The 21,618-nt window shown below is 30.4% G+C and carries 20 protein-coding genes and 1 riboswitch; of the genes, 8 read left to right on the top strand and 12 right to left on the bottom strand.

The features are described 5' to 3' along the window. Window positions 1–2: 2 nt before the first annotated feature. On the bottom strand, window positions 3–470 hold the full coding sequence (rimP, locus tag G8C43_RS07550) for a ribosome assembly cofactor RimP (protein WP_160542514.1): 468 nt from the start codon (window positions 468–470) through the stop codon (window positions 3–5). A 207-nt stretch (window positions 471–677) separates the two neighbouring features. Then, window positions 678–1,787, bottom strand: coding sequence for a PorV/PorQ family protein (locus G8C43_RS07545; protein WP_255490342.1), 1,110 nt, complete (start codon window positions 1,785–1,787; stop codon window positions 678–680). A 155-nt stretch (window positions 1,788–1,942) separates the two neighbouring features. Between G8C43_RS07545 and G8C43_RS07540 the strand changes: the two genes are divergently transcribed. From G8C43_RS07540 to G8C43_RS07530, 3 genes are read left to right on the top strand one after another with little or no spacing between them, the layout of a single operon-like run. Next, window positions 1,943–2,689: a CDP-alcohol phosphatidyltransferase family protein gene (locus tag G8C43_RS07540; protein ID WP_166005206.1), complete on the top strand. Its 747-nt coding sequence runs from the start codon at window positions 1,943–1,945 to the stop codon at window positions 2,687–2,689. Further along, window positions 2,670–3,434: a 3'-5' exonuclease gene (locus tag G8C43_RS07535; protein ID WP_160542516.1), complete on the top strand. Its 765-nt coding sequence runs from the start codon at window positions 2,670–2,672 to the stop codon at window positions 3,432–3,434. The genes G8C43_RS07540 and G8C43_RS07535 overlap by 20 nt, the downstream gene beginning before the upstream one ends. Further along, on the top strand, window positions 3,431–4,039 hold the full coding sequence (locus tag G8C43_RS07530) for a fumarylacetoacetate hydrolase family protein (RefSeq protein ID WP_166005204.1): 609 nt from the start codon (window positions 3,431–3,433) through the stop codon (window positions 4,037–4,039). Before G8C43_RS07535 ends, G8C43_RS07530 begins: the two co-directional genes overlap by 4 nt. Before the next feature lie 5 nt (window positions 4,040–4,044). On the opposite strand, the gene G8C43_RS07525 is transcribed toward G8C43_RS07530, so the two are convergent. The 6 genes from G8C43_RS07525 to tpx all read right to left on the bottom strand — a co-directional run bounded on the left by G8C43_RS07525 (window position 4,045) and on the right by tpx (window position 11,849). Continuing rightward, the gene (locus G8C43_RS07525; RefSeq protein ID WP_160542518.1) at window positions 4,045–4,740 is read right to left on the bottom strand and encodes a DUF421 domain-containing protein; all 696 of its coding nucleotides are present in this window, start codon (window positions 4,738–4,740) and stop codon (window positions 4,045–4,047) included. Between the two features lie 410 nt (window positions 4,741–5,150). After that, on the bottom strand, window positions 5,151–7,457 hold the full coding sequence (gene metE / locus G8C43_RS07520; protein WP_166005202.1) for a 5-methyltetrahydropteroyltriglutamate--homocysteine S-methyltransferase: 2,307 nt from the start codon (window positions 7,455–7,457) through the stop codon (window positions 5,151–5,153). 191 nt (window positions 7,458–7,648) lie between these two features. Further along, a riboswitch (cobalamin riboswitch) is annotated at window positions 7,649–7,838 on the bottom strand. A 121-nt stretch (window positions 7,839–7,959) separates the two neighbouring features. After that, on the bottom strand, window positions 7,960–9,060 hold the full coding sequence (locus tag G8C43_RS07515) for an NADH:flavin oxidoreductase (protein ID WP_166005200.1): 1,101 nt from the start codon (window positions 9,058–9,060) through the stop codon (window positions 7,960–7,962). 20 nt (window positions 9,061–9,080) lie between these two features. Next, window positions 9,081–9,812 carry an SIMPL domain-containing protein gene (locus tag G8C43_RS07510; RefSeq protein WP_160557603.1) on the bottom strand — a complete coding sequence of 244 codons (732 nt, stop codon included), beginning with the start codon at window positions 9,810–9,812 and terminating at the stop codon, window positions 9,081–9,083. A gap of 83 nt (window positions 9,813–9,895) precedes the next feature. Continuing rightward, window positions 9,896–10,963, bottom strand: a complete 1,068-nt coding sequence (gene fbaA, locus G8C43_RS07505) for a class II fructose-bisphosphate aldolase (protein ID WP_105296353.1) — start codon at window positions 10,961–10,963, stop codon at window positions 9,896–9,898. A gap of 388 nt (window positions 10,964–11,351) precedes the next feature. Next, window positions 11,352–11,849, bottom strand: a complete 498-nt coding sequence (gene tpx / locus G8C43_RS07500; protein WP_166005198.1) for a thiol peroxidase — start codon at window positions 11,847–11,849, stop codon at window positions 11,352–11,354. Window positions 11,850–12,091: 242 nt separating this feature from the next. On the opposite strand from tpx, the gene G8C43_RS07495 reads away from it, so the two are divergent. The 4 genes from G8C43_RS07495 (at window position 12,092) to G8C43_RS07480 (ending at window position 16,159) form a co-directional block, all read left to right on the top strand. Continuing rightward, entirely contained in the window at window positions 12,092–12,619 is a 528-nt protein-coding gene (locus tag G8C43_RS07495) for an NUDIX hydrolase (RefSeq protein WP_166005196.1), read from the top strand. 467 nt (window positions 12,620–13,086) lie between these two features. Then, on the top strand, window positions 13,087–13,410 hold the full coding sequence (locus tag G8C43_RS07490) for an MGMT family protein (RefSeq protein WP_166005194.1): 324 nt from the start codon (window positions 13,087–13,089) through the stop codon (window positions 13,408–13,410). A 62-nt stretch (window positions 13,411–13,472) separates the two neighbouring features. Further along, window positions 13,473–15,332, top strand: a complete 1,860-nt coding sequence (locus G8C43_RS07485; RefSeq protein ID WP_166005191.1) for an Nramp family divalent metal transporter — start codon at window positions 13,473–13,475, stop codon at window positions 15,330–15,332. Between the two features lie 191 nt (window positions 15,333–15,523). Continuing rightward, window positions 15,524–16,159: a Pr6Pr family membrane protein gene (locus G8C43_RS07480; RefSeq protein WP_166005188.1), complete on the top strand. Its 636-nt coding sequence runs from the start codon at window positions 15,524–15,526 to the stop codon at window positions 16,157–16,159. Between the two features lie 94 nt (window positions 16,160–16,253). On the opposite strand, the gene tsf is transcribed toward G8C43_RS07480, so the two are convergent. From tsf to rplM, 4 genes are all read right to left on the bottom strand, one after another. Beyond that, entirely contained in the window at window positions 16,254–17,072 is an 819-nt protein-coding gene (gene tsf / locus G8C43_RS07475) for a translation elongation factor Ts (protein WP_105296358.1), read from the bottom strand. A 24-nt stretch (window positions 17,073–17,096) separates the two neighbouring features. Next, entirely contained in the window at window positions 17,097–17,897 is an 801-nt protein-coding gene (rpsB, locus tag G8C43_RS07470; protein WP_160542526.1) for a 30S ribosomal protein S2, read from the bottom strand. Window positions 17,898–18,063: 166 nt separating this feature from the next. Further along, complete coding sequence (gene rpsI, locus G8C43_RS07465) at window positions 18,064–18,450, bottom strand: 30S ribosomal protein S9 (RefSeq protein ID WP_105296360.1); 387 nt, start codon at window positions 18,448–18,450, stop codon at window positions 18,064–18,066. Between the two features lie 6 nt (window positions 18,451–18,456). Continuing rightward, window positions 18,457–18,912 (bottom strand): 50S ribosomal protein L13, encoded by a 456-nt coding sequence (gene rplM, locus G8C43_RS07460; protein ID WP_160542527.1) that lies wholly within the window; start codon window positions 18,910–18,912, stop codon window positions 18,457–18,459. A gap of 458 nt (window positions 18,913–19,370) precedes the next feature. Here rplM and G8C43_RS07455 point away from each other — a divergent pair, with 458 nt between their 5' ends. Then, the gene (locus G8C43_RS07455) at window positions 19,371–21,617 is read left to right on the top strand and encodes a two-component regulator propeller domain-containing protein (protein WP_166005186.1); all 2,247 of its coding nucleotides are present in this window, start codon (window positions 19,371–19,373) and stop codon (window positions 21,615–21,617) included. Window position 21,618 lies beyond the last annotated feature (1 nt).

The raw sequence follows: 21,618 nt of genomic DNA, 5'->3' as shown, positions 1-21,618 counted from the left end.
AATTAAAATTTTATATTAATTGTTGCTCTTTTTATATTGCTGTAAAATATTTCTTCTTTGACTTCTATAGTTACTTTTCCTTTACCTACTTCTTTAGCCCTTCTTTCCTTCCATGTAAGAACTACTTTTTCTTCGTCTGCATCAACTATAGTTCCATTTAGCTCTCTATTTTCTATAGTAATAATCTGTAGATCCCTTCCCTTATTTTTCACATACTGTCTTGGATATAATAAAGGATTGGTTATACCGTAAGAATAGACTGACAATTCAAAATCTTCTTCTTCTCTGTCTAAGTTATTTTCAATTGCTCTGCTGCAATCTAAACAATCTTGCACAGAAACTCCTTCGTCTCCGTCTATGGTAACTTCTATTTTATTAGTTTGAGAAACTTTACAAGATATTAAAAACAAATCTGCTCTAGTTTGAAGAAATTCTTCTAATAATACATTTACTTTCTCTTCCAATGCCATAATAACACCCTCTAATAAACAACTAAATCTTAACAATAATTTACTATACTATTTTTTCTAAGAATAAAGTACAAAAAAAAGCCCTTGTAGATAGGCTTTTAATAATCTTTTAAATCCCAAAAACTTTACAAATGTAATACTTATTTTCTAAATAATAAAATTATACTCTCTATGTATAAGATAATTACAGTTTTATATTTTATAAAATTATTTAATAAACTCTGCCATATCGATTTTAACTGAAAATATATTAGAATATAATGCAACTGAAGAATTTCCGATATTAGTAAGTGCATAATCTACCGTTACGCCTTTATAACGAAACCCTATACCTGCATTGGGTTGAATTGTTAATTTTCTTGAATCGTCAAAACGGGTTTCATATTGCATATTATTTAAACCCGCTCGTAAAAAAACTACATGATCATAATCTAATTCTATCCCTAAAGATGGGGACATACTCAGCGCTTCTGATGAAAGCCAATCATTGTTTTTATCAAATTCAAAATTTAAATCTAACTCAGCCAACAGCCCGAATTTATCATTTAAATCGAATTTTTTGGCTGCGCCTAATTTTAATTTAGGCATGGTTAACTCTATTTTATCTTTGGGCGCTTCATTAAGTGTTTCTCCGTCTAATTCTAATTTATTTAATTTTTTTTCATTTACGGACCATGCATTAAAAGTGGTTGTTATATCTCTGGCCATAATTCCAAAATAAAATTGATCTTGGGTTCGATATTGCAATCCCGCGTCTAATCCAAAACCGAATGCATTGGCAAATTTACCGATATGCCTATATACTATTTTTGCATTAGCTCCTATTGAAAGATTTGGATCATTGAATAAATTACCGGCATAGGAGGCCATAAAAGCATAATCAGCCGTTGAAAATCGACTTATTTTATTGTAATCTATATTCCCTTGATTATCGATCAATTGAGTAGTATTCATAATATCATCTACCGCAAATCGGTAGAGTGAAAAACCAATCGTTCCTTCCGTTCCACTGTTTAAAGGAATTGCTGCAGCTGCATATTCATATTTGGCGATAGATTGAAAATATTCTGCATGCATCAAAGCTCCTTGCCAAGCATCTCTGACTTCCGTCAACCCTGCCGGATTCCAATATCCTGCATTTACGTCCGATACACTAGCTATCACTGAATTACCCATCCCAAATGCACGAGCATCTGCTCCTATATTTAGAAATTCATTTGAATACTTTCTAAATGCTTGCGCATGAAGATTTATATTAAAATGAAAAGCCCAAATGATGAAGCTTAAAGTAATTTTTTTTAGAATTTTCCCTTTCAACAAATAGTATTTTTTTGTATAAATAAACTATCGTATAAACGTTGAAAACCGTTATTTATTACTTGGGCTGCCTCGGATTTTTAAAAATAATTATTACTTTTATAACTTAATTTGCTTTGTATTTAACAATACATTATTCATAAATACCTGAAAAAATGAAATATTTTCCTAATACACTAACTCTTGCTAATTTACTTTGTGGTAGCATTGCGTGTATTTTAACTATAATAAAAGCTCCCATTGAATATATTTTAATCCTGCTTTTATGTTCTTTGATTTTTGATTTTTTCGATGGTTTTGCCGCCCGTCTTGCAAAGGTTTCCGGTCCTTTTGGTAAGGAACTTGACAGTTTGGCAGATATTGTTACGTTTGGCGTATTGCCCGGTTTATTTATGTTTACTATGTTGGGAGGAGATGATTTTTATTCTCGTATAAGTACGTTTTCAAACGGATTTATACATAATAAATACATCGTTTTATTTCCATTTTTTGGATTGTTGATTACTTTGTTTTCTGCTCTGCGTCTTGCTAAATTTAATTTAGATGAGGAACAAAGTTATTATTTTAAAGGGTTGCCTACTCCTGCAAATACTATCTTGATATTTTCATTATACTATTTACATCAAAATCATACGTATTTATTATTGGATAATTCTTGGTTTTTATTATTCATTACTGCCTTATCAAGCTATTTACTGGTTGCCAATATTCCCTTATTGGCTTTTAAATTTAAAAACTTAACCTGGAAAGATAATTCTCTTGTATACTCTTTCCTTATAATTTGCATAGTATTATTAATTTTCCTTAAAATATCAGCTATACCAATACTTATATTAATTTACTTAATTTTATCAATTATATTTCGAAAAAAAATTATTTCAAATGGAACTAAAACTACATAAATCAATCTGCTTTTTCGATCTTGAAACTACCGGAATAAATATCAGCAAAGACCGGATAGTTGAAATTAGTATATTTAAAGTAAACCCTGACCAATCAAAAGAGAGTAAAACTTGGAGAGTTAATCCTGAAATTCCAATTCCAAAAGAATCGTCTTTAATTCATGGAATTTATGATAAAGATATTGTCGATGCTCCTACTTTTAAAGAAATTGCCCCTCAAGTTCTCGAAATGATTAAAGATTCTGATCTTTCAGGATATAATTCCAATCGATTCGATATCCCATTACTTGCGGAAGAACTTTTGCGAAACGGGTTTGAATTTGACATAAAAAAACACCGCCCGATTGATGTTCAAGTAATCTTTCATAAAATGGAACCCAGGAATCTTTCCGCAGCTTATAAATTTTATTGCGATAAGAATTTAGAAAATGCTCATTCAGCTTCTGCAGATACTTATGCTACGTATGAAATATTAAAGGCTCAACTTGAAAAATATGAGGATATTCAAAACGATGTGAAATTCCTTCATGAGTTTACCATGCAAAATAAAAATGCTGATTTGGCAGGATTTGTTGGAATAGATAAGGATGAAGACGAGGTTTTCAATTTTGGAAAATACAAAGGTAAAAAATTGAAAAATGTGTTTTTAAGTGATTTAGGATATTATTCCTGGTTAATGAATGCTGATTTTCCTTTATATTCGAAAAAAATTTTTACAAGAGCAAAATTAAAAAGTGTTTTATGAAATTTATCTGTGTAGGAAGAAATTATAGTAATCACGCGAAAGAATTAAACAATGAGATACCTAAAGATCCGGTTTTATTTATTAAACCGGATACCGCTTTAGCCAGACCCGGTGATGATTGGTATATTCCAGAATTCACTGAAAACCTTCAGCATGAAGTGGAGGTTCTTATAAAAATTTCTAAAGTTGGAAAATACATTCAACCGGAATTTGCCGGAAATTATTACTCTGAAATTGGACTTGGCATTGATTTTACTGCTAGAGATTTACAAGACCGATTAAAAGAAAAAGGGCTTCCCTGGGAAAAATCCAAGGCTTTCGATCGATCTGCTTTAATTGGAAATTTTGTAAGTAAAGAGAAGTTTAATTTAGATAATTTGAATTTTTCTTTAATGAAAAACGGTAATATTCAGCAAAAAGGAAATACTTCAGAAATGATTTTTTCATTTGATTACCTCATCTCATATATTTCTCAATATTTCACTTTAAAAATGGGCGATATTATTTTTACCGGAACTCCATCGGGAGTTTCAAAGCTTAGTGAAAATGATTTTTTGGAAGGTTTTATTGAAAATGAGAAGTTTTTTGAGATTAAAATCAGGTAATAGTTTTAATCATTAACCTTCAATTTATAATCCTGACTTTTGGGTACAATAAAAAATTTATTCGGAGACCACTGTGCAATGAAAATTTTGGACACATCATCATATCCTTGTTTTCGTAATTCATTTTTTAGCCAATCTTCTGTTTTATCAATTCCTTCTAAATAGACATGGTTAATTTTGCCATCAATAACCAGTAAGACCGCGTATTTATCATAATCATCCGTAAATGCGGTAATGGAACCGTCTTGTTCCATTTGAGCAAAATATACTTTAGATATATCGTATATACCATTATTTTTTAGTACACTGGCATAAGTCATTATATCAATCTTTGCTTTTTTAAATCCTTCTATATTAAATTTTCCTTTTAATACTAAAGGTATAATAGGACCTTCTACTAACCCTCTTAAACGACTATATTTTTTTGTGAGAAAGGCTATTAAATATACAATGAATGTCCAAATAAACAACACTAAAGCAAATTCCATAATAGAAATATTCGGATTATATATAATTCCACCTACCAAGCCCCCTAAGACTATATTCTGAATTAGATCAATTCCGGAAACTTGGTTTAAAATGGTTCTTCCTACTAATTTAATGTAAATTAAAACGGCGATAAATGCTACTACTAATTTTATCGATATAAATATGTTATCATATATATTGAAGCTTCCGAAAACTGCATTTTTTAAATCCATGATATTCTATATTTGTAATTTAGTGTTATATACAAAAATATAAATTAATTTAATATATTAATGTATAATTATCAAAATGTTTCTTATTTTATTTTAAAGAAATATATACATATAATATTATAATAAAATGAAAATAAGCTGAAAGCACTATGTTTTCAGCTTATTCTTAACACATAAAATGTATAATCAACTTTTGTTTCTTATCCTATTTTAGCTATTTAAAATTAAAATACTACTAAGACAATTATGATTTTGTTTTAATAAATCATTTTTAAGTTTTAATTTATCGAACTCTAGAATTTTTTAAATTTTCATTGAATTCTAACCTTTGGTTTAAACGACTTTTAAGAAGCTACGATCATATTTAAAACATTTATACGTATTATACAGACCGATACTAAAAAGATCGTTTAGTATTGTTCTCGCATTTCTGTTGCTGCTCCTACCATTTCGATTAATGCTTTTTCTGTTTCTTCCCATCCTCTTGTCTTTAGTCCGCAATCCGGGTTAATCCACAATTGCTCTACCGGTATACTTTTTATTGCTTTTTTCAATAAGGAAACCATTTCATTTTTGGACGGTATTCTCGGAGAGTGGATATCATAAACACCCGGACCAATATCGTTAGGGTATTTAAATTCTGAAAAAATGTTTAACAACTTCATATCTGATTTAGAGCATTCTATGGTAATTACATCTGCATCCATATCTGCTATGTTTTGTATGATATCATTAAATTCAGAGTAACACATATGAGTATGAATTTGTGTTTGATCTTTTACCCCACAGGATGCAATTCTAAATGCTTTTATAGCCCACTCTAAATAGGTTTGCCAATCTTTTTTTCGTAACGGCAGCCCTTCTCTTATGGCCGGTTCATCTATTTGAATAATTCGTATTCCCGCTTTTTCCAAGTCTACTACTTCTTCTCTAATGGCTAATGCAATTTGGAAACAGGTATCTTTTCTCGGTTGATCGTCTCGTACAAAACTCCATTGCAATATGGTTACCGGTCCGGTCAACATACCTTTTACATTTTTATTTGTTAAGGATTGTGCATAGGAAGACCATTTCACAGTCATAGGATTAGGCCTGAATATATCGCCATAAATGATGGGTGGTTTCACACAACGGCTTCCATAACTTTGTACCCATCCGTTTTTGGAAAATGCAACTCCTTCTAATTGTTCTCCAAAATATTCCACCATGTCGTTTCGTTCAAACTCCCCGTGAACCAATACATCTATACCTATTTTTTCTTGGAATCGTATTGTTTTTTCAATTTCCTTTTTAATCAGCTCTTCATATTCTAAAGGAGTTATCAATCCTTTTTTTAGTTTAGATCTCCAACTTCTGACTTCGGATGTTTGAGGAAATGAGCCGATCGTAGTTGTTGCAAATAAAGGCAACTGCAAGGCTTCAGATTGTTTTTTCTTTCGTTCTGAAAATACGGAATTTCTTTTATCTTCTACTTTTTCAATGTTCCTTATTTTTTCTTTTACTTTTTCGTTATGTATTAAAGCTGATATTTTTCTGCTGGTTGCAGCCGCTATATTTTCCTGTAATTTTTTTTGTAAATCCAGGGAATCTTCTTTAGACGCAAGCTTTTTTAAGGTTACTACTTCATCGATTTTCTGTTTTGCAAAAGCCAACCAATTTTTAATTTCCGATGAAAGGGCTTTTGTATCTGTTTCCAATTCCAAGTCAACCGGACTATGAAGAAGTGAACAAGAAGGAGCTATTAAAATTCGGTCTTTACCAATTTTGGAAACAGCTTTTTGAATAAGTTTCAAAGATTTTTCGAAATCATTTTTCCATATATTTCTTCCATCAACGATTCCTAAGGACAGGATAAGTTTTTCCGGAATATTTTCTAAAACTTCATCTAATTGTTCCGGACAACGTGCCAAATCAATATGTAATGCTTGTACGGGTAGATTAAAAGCAAGTGCTAAATTGTCTTTCAATCCGTCAAAATAGGTAGTTAGTATTTTATTTATATAAGGAAATTGTTTATGTATTTCTTTATAGGCATATTGGAAGGAGTCTTTCGCTTTTTCATCCAAATCCAAAGCTAAGAAAGGCTCATCAAACTGCACCCATTCAACACCTTCTGCCTTTAATTTATTTAGGATTTCTATATAGACAGGAAGAATATTTTTTAGTAAATCCAGCTTATTGAAGTTTTCCTCTTTTTCTTTTCCCAACAACAAATAAGATACAGGGCCTATTATAACCGGCTTTGTATGGATTCCTGCATTTTTAGCTTCTAAATATTCATCAATAATTTTTGTTGAAAACAAGGAAAATTTCTGATTACTTTCAAATTCAGGGACAATGTAATGATAATTGGTATCAAACCATTTGGTCATTTCCATGGCTTTTATATCAATACCTTCTTTTTGATGTCCTCTTGCCATGGCAAAATATAAGTCTAATTCTGTATTTGATTTATCCAGTATTACCTTATTATATCTTTTAGGGATAGCTCCGACCATTAGTGACATATCAAGTACCTGATCGTAATAAGAAAAATCATTAGATGGGATCCAATCAATCCCTAATTTTTGTTGAGTTACCCAGTTTCGGTGCCGGATATCTTTACTTGTTATCATCAGCTCTTCGACTGACGCTTTACCAGCCCAATATTTTTCACAGGCTTTTTTAAGTTCTCTGTCACTACCAATACGCGGATAGCCAAGATTGTGTGTTTGCATTTTTATAACTTTTTAAACGATTATATTATAAAAAGCTCTTATTGCTAAACTTCACAATGCTCTCTTTCTTTGTTAAATAAAATCAAATTTCAAAACAATTTTGACATACAAGTAAACTAATTATTCTAATGATCTTAAAGTTTCTTGTAGTCCAATTATATTTTTTGTGATCTTGCTTTTACTCGCGAAAGCATTGTCAATTAAGAACAGGCAGGTCTCCTGGCTTATAACATTTTATCTACCTTCTCACCGTTTAAATCGGCAATGGTTTTTATTGATAAAATTTTTTTTAGGTTACTTACAGTTGCGCGTCAGCTCATGATTCACACATGATTCCCTATTAAGTCGTTTTTACACAGCACCTTATTCTTGTTGATAAAGAAATTAAGTAAAGAACTTATATATACAAAGATAAAAAACCTTTGCTTTTATTTCTTTATTAAAATAAATAAAAATTAAAACTTGGTTTTTGTTTTTATTTTACTACTATTTTATGTTTTTATTAGTATAATTCTTTAAGTTGATCTTTAGAAAATCCTTTAAACTCAGATAAGTTTCCATTTTTAATTTTTAATGCCCATTCAGGATCTGCAAGTAGCGCTCTTCCTACTGCTATTAAATCAAATTCGCCCGCATCTAATCTTCTATTTAATTCGTTAAGAAAATTATCGGACGCCTCAAAACTTTGTCCTTTGAATGCCCCTAGGAAATCCCCGGTGAGCCCCACAGATCCTACACTTATGGAAGGTTTGCCCGTTATTTTTTTTGCCCATCCTGCAAAATTTAAATCGGAATTTTCAAATTCGGGCTCCCAAAATCTTCGTTGTGAGCAATGAAAAATATCAACTCCGGCATCCGATAACGGTAGTAACCATTCTTCCATTTCTTCCGGTGTCTTTGCCAATTTAGCGGAATAATCTTGTTGTTTCCATTGTGATAAGCGTAATATTATAGGAAAATCTTCTCCTACCGCATTTCGAACCGCTTTTACAACTTCAATGGCAAAACGACTCCTTTCGGCCAGGGTAGCTCCTCCCCATATATCATTTCTTTTATTGAGCTTATCCCAAAAGAATTGATCGATCAAATATCCGTGCGCTCCATGCAATTCCAGAGCATCAAAACCTATTTTTTTGGTTTGGTAAGCTGCTTCTGCAAAAGCCTCAATTGTATTTTCAATATCACTTTCGCTCATTTCTTTTCCGCCTTTTGTTTCCGGATTTAAAAGTCCGGATGGTCCCTCAAAAGGCTCTGATGGTTTCCAGTTTTTATGGGCAGGTATTATTCCCATATGCCAAAGTTGCGGAGCTATTTTACCACCTTTAGCATGAACTTCTTCAACCACCTTTTTCCAACCTTCTAAGGCTTGTTCTCCATAAAATACAGGTATATTGGGATCATTGGAAGATGCCGCCCTGCGAACAACGGTTCCTTCTGTTATAATTAAGCCCACTTCGGCCTGTGCTCTTCTTTGATAATAATCAGCTATTTGTTTACCGGGGATTCCATCATAAGCAAATGATCGGGTCATAGGCGCCATGACTATTCTGTTTTTTAATGACAGTTTTTTTGATGTAAACGGTTGAAATAATTTATGTACCATTTTAATTTATATCGTAGTTATTATTTAATTTCATATTCTAAACGAATGGTAATGCTTGCTGTTTTTTTCTTGGATGATACATTAAATGCTCCTCCCCAAGAGTAATCATCTTCAGATGAATTTTGAGCAGTTATTTGAAAAACCCCTTGATTGGCATTTTTTAATTTGCCTAATTTACAACCGGCGTTAATTGCTATTTCTTCTGCTCTTTTTTTTGCATCTTTGGTTGCATCTGAAATCATCTGTATTTTTAAATCAGATAATTTAGTATAGTAATATAAAGGCGATCGGGAATAGAGCTCTACTCCGTTATTAATCAATTCTGTAATTTGACGGGAAAGATCTTCTACTTTTCTCACATTTTTAGATTCTATGGTTATGGTTTGATTTAATTCATACCCCGTAAATATATTTTGATTTATTCCTTCATTGTATCTACTATCATATTGTTTACTTATTTCTACTGAGGAAAAAACTATTTCTTTATCGGAAAATCCTTTGGAAATCAGATATTCTCTTACTTTTTTTCTATCTGCATCTAATTCGGCATAAGCTTGTTTTAAATCGAGATTTTTCTTAGAAAAATCGGCTTTCCATACTATTAAATCAGATTCAAAATCTTTTGTGCCTAATCCTTTTACTGTTATTGTATTGGATTGATTTCTTTTTTGGTAAGAATTACCTAAAAAATAAGCAGCAAGAACGATTGAAATGGACGCTAGTAATGTTGATACTATTAGATAATTTTTCATACTCTCTTTTTTCCAAATATACAAAAAAAGCACCTCAAATAAAGGTGCTTTCATTTTTTATAAATAAAATTTATATTTTTTTACTATAATGTGTTTATATTATTTAAATCTTCAAAAGCTTTTTCCAATCTTTTTGAGAAACCTTCTTCACATTTTCTCATCCAAACTCTTGGATCATAAAATTTCTTATTTGGTGCTTCATCTCCGGTTGGATTTCCTACTTGAGTTCTTAAATAATCAATATTTTTTTCTACATAATCTCTTGCCCCTTCGGTATAAGCGAATTGTAAATCTGTATCAATATTCATTTTTACTACTCCGTAGCTTATAGCTTCTCTTATATCTAACAAGGAAGAACCTGATCCTCCATGAAATACAAAATTAATCGGTTTTGAAGGTCCGCCCACTTGTTTTTGAACGTATTCTTGTGAGTTGTGAAGTATTTTAGGCTCTAATTTAACATTTCCCGGTTTATACACTCCATGTACATTACCAAATGCTGCTGCAATAGTAAAATTAGGACTTATTGCGCTTAATGCTTTATACGTTTTATAAACATCCTCAGGTTGTGTATATAATTTTGAGCTTTCTATATCTGAATTGTCAACTCCGTCTTCTTCTCCGCCTGTTATCCCTATTTCAACTTCTAGAGTCATTCCTAATTTTGCCATTCTTTCAAAATATTTGGAAGAGATTGCTAAATTTTCATCTAAGGGCTCTTCTGAAAGATCTAGCATGTGTGAAGAGTATAATGTTTTTCCTTCTTTTTTATGGAATTCTTCACATGCATCTAATAACCCGTCAACCCAAGGTAATAGTTTTTTTGCACAATGATCAGTATGTAAAATTACAGTTGCCCCATAGGCTTCTGCCAACGTATGGACATGTTTTGCTCCAGCTATAGCCCCTAAAACATCTGCTCTAAGGGAAGAGTTTTTATATCCTTTACCTGCATTAAATTGAGATCCTCCGTTTGAAAATTGTATAATTAAGGGAGCATTTACTCTAACAGCTGTTTCAAGAGCTGCATTTACATTGCTAGATCCTATAACGTTACATGCCGGTAAAGCAAACTGATTTTCTTTAGCATAATCGAATATTTCTTTTACTAGCGAACCGGTTGCTACTCCTGCTGGAAATTTTCTGCTCATGATATTATAATTTTTTTTTGTTATACTTTTTTAAATTGTAAATGTAAAAACTATTTATATCTCAAAGAGTTATTTTATGTTGAAATTTCTCATGTTTTATTTTTTTTAACAAAAAGTTATAATTTTATTGAAATTATCGGGTTAATTTCTCATTATACATCTAACGTTTTATAGAAACTTTAGTACTTTTTTAGAATTTACCATATTTCTTTTAAAATATAAATCTTAGTTACTATATCAAGAGTTAATAACATTTTTTACTTTACATTGAATTCAAACAATTTTTACTCTCAATTATCATACTAATCTTTCATTTTGAAAATTAGAAAAAAATACAAATGCCTCATATTTGAAAAATACAAGGCATTCCTTTTTTTGATAGATTTTTTTATTTTAATATAGCTGTTACTTTTTCATAATTAGGCTCATGAGTAGTTTCAGCCACTTGTTCTTCATAAATAATTTCTCCTGACTCATTAATAACAAGTACTGATCTGCTAAGTAATCCTTTTAACGGGCCATCTGCAAATTCTAAATTATATACCTTACCAAAATCTGAACGAAAGGCAGAAAGCGGGATAACATTATCTAAACCTTCTGCGGCACAAAAACGTTTTTGAGCAAAAGGAAGGTCTTTTGAAATACATAAAACCACAGTGTTTTTCATTTCAGATACTTTTTCATTAAATTCTCTGACAGACATAGCGCATGTGTCTGTATCCACACTTGGAAATATGTTTAAAACAACTCTTTTTCCTGTATAATCCGATAATTTTTTTTCTGATAAATCCGTATCCACTAATATAAAATCTGGAGCCTTACTTCCTATTGATGGTAGGTTTCCCAATGTATGAACTTCATTTCCTTTTAATGTTATTGTTGCCATTGTATTATTTTTATTTACGGTTAATTATTACTATGAAAGATTTACAAAGACTAATGTATGAAATAATATTAATTTTGATGATTTGTAAAATATTATATTATATAATTCTTTTATTAATAATTTCTATTTAAATGTTACTATTTATTTTGAAAAGTATTTTCTATTATTTTCATATAAAATAATTTTTGATATCTATATTTTTAAAATACTTAATTAAATTTGGGTATTAAAACTTATGTGATATGCAACCCATTTTCAAATTCTGCCCAAATTGTAAAAGTGATCATTTAGAATATCCGCATGGATCTAAAATTGTATGTTTAGATTGTAATTTTGAATACTATCACAATACAGCCGGAGCAACCGCTGTGGTTATTCAGAAAAATGACGAAATATTATTTACTATTAGAAACAAAGAACCTAAAAAAGGCTTTTTAGATCTGGCAGGAGGATTTATTGAAGCCGGAGAAACCGCTGAACATGGAAGCTTTAGGGAATTACAAGAGGAATTAAATATATCGATTGATTTATCTAAATTAAAATATATATGTTCCCACCCTAATACTTATTTGTACAAAAACATCTTATACAATACCATTGATTTATTCTTTCTTTATAAAGATGAGAATTTATCTATCGGAGATTATGATCCGATTGAATTAAAAGGATATGTGTGGAAAAAATTATCCGATATAGATCTTAATGAAATTGCTTTTGACAGTCACAAGAAAACGCTAACTCTTTTGAAAAATAATTTAAAGGGATCTTAAGTATACTTGTTTTCTTGTAAATTATGAAAGCGTATCGGTATTTTGATTATTAATTTTATATTAAATTTTAAACCACTATAATTAAAAAACAAGTCTAAAAAAGAAATGATTCTAATTAAATTAGAATCATTTCTTTATTTTTACTTTCAAATTTAATAAAAAACAATAATTATTTTTAGAAAGCAAAAATCTCAAATTCTCATTTTTTATGTTATGTTTGAAGCCTAAACTTCCTGTCCTGCTAATGTAATAAATTATATTTTATATATAAAATTTAAAGCAAATAATTTAATAATAATCAATAAATTTTATTCTTTACTTGTAAAATTACTAATAGAAGAACACAAAAACGTATTATCTTTTTTTCTTACTTTTCAGTACTTAAAATGTTTTAAAAAATTTAGTTGCATCGCATTTTATTTGCTTACACTAGTTAATTATTGAAAATTATTTTTTTCATTTATTCCATGGAATCTACCAATTTTTATGAAAGGGTATATGAAATTGTACGAAAAATACCTTACGGTAAAGTAACCACTTACGGACATATTGCGGCTTATTTGGGAGTTAAAAGTTCCTCCCGAATGGTAGGTTATGCTATGAATTCTTCCCATTCAATATCAGACATTCCGGCTCACAGAGTTGTAAACCGAAACGGAATGTTAACGGGAAAATTCCATTTTCCCACCCCTTCAATTATGGAAGAACTTTTAGAAAATGAAGGAATCCCAATTAAAAACGATAAGATCATTAATTTTAAAGATTATTTATGGATACCTGAAAATGATTGATATTATTATTTTACAATGCAAAAATTTTATTTAAATTTGCAAATATTAGAAAAGCCTAACAATTGAGTAAGAAATCTCTTCAAGAAGTTCATGAAAGTATTAATACCGAAAATCCAAAAAGATGGAAAAGGATACTTTCTTTTTTCGGGCCGGCTTACCTAGTGGCCGTTGGATATCTTGATCCCGGAAACTGGGCAACTGACATTGCCGGGGGCAGCAAATTTGGATATGCTTTAATCTGGGTTCTATTAATGAGCAATATTATGGCATTATTGCTTCAAGCATTAAGTGCTCGTTTAGGTATTGTTCGCGGATTAGATTTGGCTCAAACTAACAGGGAGTATTATCCGAAATGGATGAATTATATTCTATATGGTTTTGCTGAAATAGCGATAGCTGCAACAGATTTAGCCGAAGTTTTAGGAATGGCCATTGGTTTACAGCTTCTTTTCGGCCTTGATCTTATTTGGGGTGTTTGGTTGGCTGCGTTGGACACATTGCTGTTACTTGTTTTACAACGGTTTGGTATACGAAAAATGGAAGCGTTTATCATCGCTTTGGTGGCTATTATAGGAGGTTGTTTTCTTATTGAAATGTTTTTAGCTAAGCCTGATCTTATTGAAGTTTCTAAAGGATTTAAACCTACTCTTCCCAATACTGAGGCTTTATATATTGCAATTGGAATTATTGGGGCAACTGTTATGCCGCATAATTTGTATCTTCATTCCGCTTTGGTTCAAACCAGAAAAATTAAACGAGATTATGAATCCATAAAACGAGCCATTAAATATAATTTTTTTGACAGTCTCATCGCATTAAACATGGCTTTTTTTGTAAATGCTGCCATTTTAGTGCTTGCTGCTTCAACTTTTTACAGTGCCGGATTACATAATATAGAAGGATTGCATGATGCATATAAAATGCTATCCAATTTATTAGGTCCTCTTTCTCCTGTTCTTTTTGCTATTGCTTTAATTGCTGCCGGTCAAAGCTCTACCGTAACCGGAACGCTTGCCGGTCAAATTGTTATGGAAGGGTACTTGCACTTTAGAATGAATCCTGCTTTACGAAGGTTATTAACACGTATTATAGCTATTATACCGGCTGTGATTGTAATAAGCCTGTTGGGGGAAAGTTCCGTTGATGAAATGCTTATTTTTAGTCAAGTGCTTTTAAGTATGCAATTAGGTTTTGCCGTAATCCCTCTAATCCATTTTGTTAGTGATAAAGAAAAAATGGGAAAATTTGCCATTAAATTACCTTTAAAAATTATATCTTGGATCGTATGTACAATCATTATCTTGTTAAATATAAAGTTAATTTACGATGAAGAAATTAATGTTTATTACAATGAGGATATAATTTTAAGTGTAAAAATTATTTTGGGAATTATATCTTTATGCTTACTATTATTCTTGATTTGTATTGTTTTATATCCTTGGATAAAAAAGTCCCAAAAAATAAATTTTGGTATTCACCAATTACCTTCTCAAAAGAGTATAGATAAATTACATCCATTCAAAGTTATTGGCATAGCATTGGATTTTACTAAAGGCGATCAGCGGGTTCTGAATTACTTACCAATTTTCGCTGATATTAGTTCTCGAATCGTATTGTTTCATGTTACTGAAAGTGCTTCTGCAAACTATAACGGTAAATTAGCAAATGATTACGAAGTGAAGTTTGATCAAAATAAATTGGATGATTATAAAAATTTTCTACTAAAAGAAGGATATATGAATGTCGAGACTAAATTAGGGTTTGGTAATCCTACTATATCACTTCCTAAATTAATTAATGATACTAAAGTTGATGTCTTACTAATGGCAAAACATGAATATAAGGGAATCCCTGATTTTACGTTTGGTATAATGGCTAATCGATTAAGCAATAAAACGAACGTTCCTATTTTAGTAGTATAAATTAGAATTTAGAATATTTTACTTCTATATTTAGCTTTATAATGATCATTTCACAATCATACATGGTTTTACAATTATTTAAAAGTGTGTATATTTTATTTAAATCAATTGTAAATGTGAACTCTAACTTTTTTATGAAACTTATTTTATAAAATTTTTACACGAGTTAATCTTTAATAAATTTACCATTCATGAGAATATTTTTTAATTTAATACTTATTTTTTTGGTGTTTTTCAGTATTGGTACAGAAACCTATAATTACGTCTATGGAGACATTCACCCATCGATCTTAAATGAAAAATCCAAATTCAATCGATTGATTTATTATTACAGCTATTTTACTGTTCAATCTAATATTGCGGTGGGTATTAGCTCTTTAGTCTTGCTTTTTAAACCTGATTATTCTAAAAAATGGTTTCGCATTTTACGAATAGACGGTATTATTTGTATAGTTATTACATGCATCGTTTATAATTTAATGCTCAGGCATGATCATAATGTAAAAGGGATTATGCGATTTACCAATGAAGCTTTGCATGTATTCATACCTTTTTTGGCTGTATTGTATTGGTTATTATACGGTCCTAGAAAACTATTGGATAAAAAAACTATTTTTTTTGCGATTATTCCTCCTTTAATTTATGTTATATATATTTTTATAAGAGGCCATTTCACCAATATGTATCCTTATCCATTTTTGGATGCCGGTGAAATAGGTTTATTTCAAGCTTTATTAAATACGGGAGCTATTGTATTGTTGTTTTTATTTCTGGAATTTATCCTTATTTATATAGATAATCAATTGATAAAAAAGGATCAATCTTAAATTAAAGTTTTAATTTTTAGAATTGTTGAAGAATACTTATTTAAAATAAAAAAGACTGCAATATGCAGTCTTTTTTATATATATTATTTTGAAATTATAATCGTATAAATCCGGTTATTTTAACTTCAGGATCAATTGATTTTACATAATCTTCTACTGAAGTTTTTTCACCCATAATATAATCTTGTTTTAACAAAGTGTTATCTTTAAAGAACTTGTTAAGTTTTCCTTTGGCTATATTTTCAAGCATAGCTTCCGGTTTTCCTTCTTGACGTAATTGATCTTTAGCAATTTCAAGTTCTTTTTCAATTACACTTGAATCCACCTGAGTTTCATCTAATGCAATAGGATTCATAGCTGCAACTTGCATAGAAATATTTTTAGCTACTTCTGCTGCCTGATCAAAAGACTTTGATAAACCAACTGCTGAAGCTATTTTATTTCCCGCATGTATATAGGAACCTACAAATGGAGCTTCCAAAGTTTTAAATCCGGATATTTCAATTTTTTCACCGATTACACCTGTTTGTTCTATAAGCTTTTCACTTACAGGAATACCATTGAAATCGGCAGCTAATAATTCTTCTTTTGTATTGAAATTTAAAGCAAGATTTGCAAAATCCTTAGCTAATTTAACAAAATCTTCGTTTTTTGCAACAAAGTCAGTTTCACAACTTAATTTTATTACAACAGCTTTTGTATTGGATTCGTTAACTGCAGCTATTACAGCTCCTTCAAGATTTTCTCTATCAGCTCTGTTTGCAGCAACTTTTTGTCCTTTTTTTCTTAATAAGTCAACCGCTTTGTCGAAATCTCCTTCAGCTTCAACTAAAGCTTTTTTTGAGTCCATCATTCCTGCTCCTGTAGCATTTCTTAGTTTTGCTACATCAGCTGCTTTTGGTGAATATGACATCTTTATTTTTATTTAAATTTAACTTTATTCTGCGTTATTTTCTTCTTGATTTTCAGAAACTTCAGAGTCATTAGTGTCTTGTACTAAAACATCTTCTTCTTCTGCAGCACCTTCTTCTTTAGCTTTCGCTTTTTCTGCTTTTCTTACACTTAACCCTTCTTTAATAGAGTTAGTAACAGTTTCTAAAATCAAATCAATTGATTTGGATGCATCATCATTTCCAGGAATTGGGAAATCAACCAATTGAGGATCTGAATTCGTATCAACGATTGCAAAAACAGGAATACCTAATTTTTTTGCTTCTGTTACAGCGATATGTTCTCTTAGTATATCTACTACGAAAAGAGCAGATGGTAAACGAGTCATATCAGCAATAGATCCTAAGTTTTTTTCAAGTTTAGCTCTTTGACGATCTACTTGTAATTTTTCTTTTTTAGATAGAGTTTCAAAAGTACCGTCTTTTTTCATTCTATCGATAGAATTCATTTTTTTAACAGCTTTTCGGATGGTAACAAAGTTTGTTAACATTCCTCCCGGCCATCTTTCTGTAATATAAGGCATATTTACAGATTCTGCATGTTTTGCAACAATGTCTTTTGCTTGTTTTTTGGTTGCAACAAACAAGATTTTTCTTCCTGATGTAGCAATTTTTCCTAAAGCGTTTGATGCCTCATCTAATTTTACAGAGGTTTTGTGCAAATCAATAATGTGGATTCCATTTTTCTCCATAAAAATGTAAGGAGCCATATGTGGATTCCATTTTCTGGTAAGGTGACCAAAATGCACTCCGGCATTTAAAAGGTCTTTTACATCTACTTTTGCCATACTTTTTTTAGTTTACGTTCCGCAGTTTTTGCAATCAACTTAAAGTTTAACTTTAAAGTTTGGATGCTAAACTAAACGGCAAGTTTAAATTATTTATAAAATTGTTATTTTTTAATATAAAATAACCACTACAAAATAGTGGTTATAAGTATCGTTATTAGTCAGATTAACGTTTAGAGAATTGGAATCTTTTACGTGCTTTTTTCTGACCGAATTTCTTTCTTTCAACCATTCTAGGATCTCTAGTTAGAAGACCTTCTGGTTTTAAAACTGTTCTGTTTTCTTCATTTAAAGAAACTAAAGCTCTAGATATTGCTAATCTGATAGCCTCAGCTTGTCCTGTTACTCCTCCTCCATATACATTTACTTTAATATCATACTGACCTAAAGTTTCAGTTAATTGGAAAGGTTGTGCAATTTTGTATTGTAATACTTCTGTAGGAAAGTAAACTTTATAGTCTTTTCCATTTATGGTAAACTCTCCTTTTCCTTCAGAAAGATATACTCTTGCGACAGATGTTTTTCTTCTTCCTATTTTATGTGTAACTGCCATTATTTTTTAGATGAAAGCGTTAATATCAAATGTTTTAGGTTGTTGAGCTGCTTGTTCATGCTCTACTCCTTCATATAAGTATAAATTTTTAAGTACTTTTCTTCCTAATTTATTTTTAGGAAGCATACCTTTCACTGCATACTCCAACAATCTTCTAGAATCCTTTACCTTAACTTCGGCAACACTTGAAAATTTTTGTCCACCGGGATATCCTGTATGTCTTACATATTCTTTTTGATCTGTTTTATCTCCGGATAAAACAACTTTTCCTGCATTGATAACAACAATATTATCACCACAATCTGCATGTGGAGTAAAATTTGTTTTGTGTTTCCCTCGCAAAATCTTAGCTATTTTAGAAGCTAAACGACCTAATTTTTGTCCTTCTGCATCAATAAGTAACCACTCTTTATTTGCAGTCTCTTTATTTGCCGATATGGTTTTGTAACTTAGTGTATTCACTTTTCTTATTTTTCCTTTATTAAAAAATCGCCCTAAATAGGGTTGCAAATTTAAAAAATATTTTTAATTTAACAAATATCTTATGAACATTTTATCGTTTTATTTAAGTTATTGTATATACCTCTAGATCAATGAGTCTTCAACTCCTCTAATTTTCCCGCTTTATAAAGTAAATATCTTAAAATTTTAATTATGTAAAATTCTGTTTTAATTTAAAATAATCTTAATTTTATTTTCTAACTTATTATAATGCACAAAAATAATTGTTATTTTTCAAGGTTGATTCTTTTCAATTTAAATTATTATTTATTACTCCTATTGTTTCATGAAATTTTACTGATTTGAAATTTCTAAAATTCAAAGATTATAATTCAATTTTATTTTTAAATAAAATAAATCTGTTATGAGATATTTTTCCCATAAATCTATTAATTTTACAAGCATTACATATAATTTCTATGAAAAAGCTTAGTTTTTTAATTTTATTAATTTTTACCGGTCTTTGCAATAGTCAAAATACCAGATGGAAAGATTATTTTTCTTATTTTAATATTAAAGCTATTCAAAAAGTTGACAATCTTATTTTCAGTGCAACTCAAAACGGTTTGTACTCTTATAATGAAACAACCGGGGAAATTAAGAAATTTTCAAAAGCTAATGGTCTTCACGAAGTTAATATTACTGCTTTCGCTTATAATTCCGATAATAAAGCTTTACTCGTTGGATATAAATCCGGTAAATTGGACATAGTAAAGCAAGACATGATCCAATTAATTGTGGATATTCCTTTTGATCGAAATTATCAAGGAAATAAAAGAATTAATCATATATATACTGAAGGTGATTATGCGGTACTTTCCATGGACTTTGGAATTACTTTATTTGATTTAAAGAAGCTTGAATTTAAAGAAACTTGTTATTTTAAACAAGGTCTTAACTATTATAAAGTACAGGAAAGCGTAATTGTTAATAATAAAATATTTGCCGCTTCAACTAATGGGATTTATTCTCATTCCATAGATCATTTAATTCCAAATTTTACTGCTTGGAATCTTACCAATTCCGGAAATAACATTAATCAAATAATTAAAAATAATACATCTTTACTTATAAGCTCCAACCAAACCATTTATAAAAGTGATGATGAAGGGATTAGTTGGCAAAATAAAGGCAATTTCATTGATTTAAATGATATTATTTCTATTGATGAGGGCTTTTTATTGGTTCAAAAAAATAAATTGGTTGTACTAAATGAATCTTTTCAAGTTTTAAAATCTATGGAATTTTCAGATGACCTTACCACCGGTTTTTACTCAAATGGAATTTTTTATGCAGGAACTCAATTAAAAGGCCTTATTAGAAATAACGCATACCTGGTTCCGGACGGCCCGTTTAATAACCGTTCTTATTCATTAACTATCTATGATAATCAATTATGGGTAGCACCGGGAGGAAGAAATATTGATAATTATTTCGAATTGAATCCCAACTCTTATGGTTTTTATCATTTTAACGGTCAAAAATGGAATCATATAGATTCTAAGAGTATTAATAACGAACGGTATATTATGAAAGTTGTTCCTAATGTTAATAACATTCATGAAGTTTTCGTGATCTCTTATAGTAATGGATTGATAAAAATGGTAAATGATCAAATGAAAATTATTTATAATCGGACCAATTCTCCAATAATTAAATATGAGCGATTAGTTGGCGGAAATTTTGATGCCAATGGTAATTTAATTATGGTTCAATCATTTGCTGCGGAATCTAACAATGGTTTTAATAATGCCATTATCATAAAAACGCCTAATGATCAATTTAAATTTTTAAGTCTTTTACCTAAAAGATTTCATTTAGCGGGAGGAGCTATGAATCCGTATATAGATTCCCAAGGATATATATGGGTTCCTTCACCAAGAAATAACGGACTGGTTGTATATAAATATAACCGAACCCCGCTTACTACTTCTGATGATAATATTTATTTAATAGATTCCAATAAAAATAGCGGAAACTTACCTTCTAATAATATATTATGCGTTGAATTAGATAAATCCGGAACTGCTTGGATAGGAACCGACAGCGGTCTTCGTATTTTTAGAAATCCTTATCAATCATTAGAATCAGGAAACTATAATACCGAAAGAATTATTATTACTCAAAACGGTTTAGGTGAAGAAGTTTTACGAGAAACTAAGGTTACGGCAATAAAAACCGATGGCGCTAACAGAAAATGGATTGGTACACATAGTTCAGGTGTTTTTTACTTATCGGAAGACGGAACAACTCTTTTAAATAGATTTACGGAAGAAAATTCTCCTTTACCTTCTAATCTTATTACGGATATACAAATCGATAAGACCGGTGAAGTTTATTTTGTTACTCCTTCAGGTATTGTTTCTTATAGAGGAGACATTATTGATTCAGGAGATGATTTTGGAGAAATTGTTGCCTATCCTAATCCGGTTAGACCCGGTTATACAGGAAATATCACGATACGCGGATTAGCCCATGATGCTTTTGTTAAAATTACTGATGTAGCGGGTAACCTGGTATATGAAACTAAAGCACCCGGAGGCGTTGCAACCTGGAATGGAACTAATTTTAATGGAAAACCTGTTGCTTCAGGGATTTATTTAGTTTTAATGAGCAATTCTGAAGGAAAAAAACATGCTACAACCAAAATTGCAATTATTCGTTAAG

It is taken from the genome of Apibacter sp. B2966 (genome assembly GCF_011082485.1).
Taxonomy (GTDB): domain Bacteria; phylum Bacteroidota; class Bacteroidia; order Flavobacteriales; family Weeksellaceae; genus Apibacter.
Note: the sequence above shows the minus strand (reverse complement) of the source record. Positions and strands in the feature narration are given on the sequence as shown.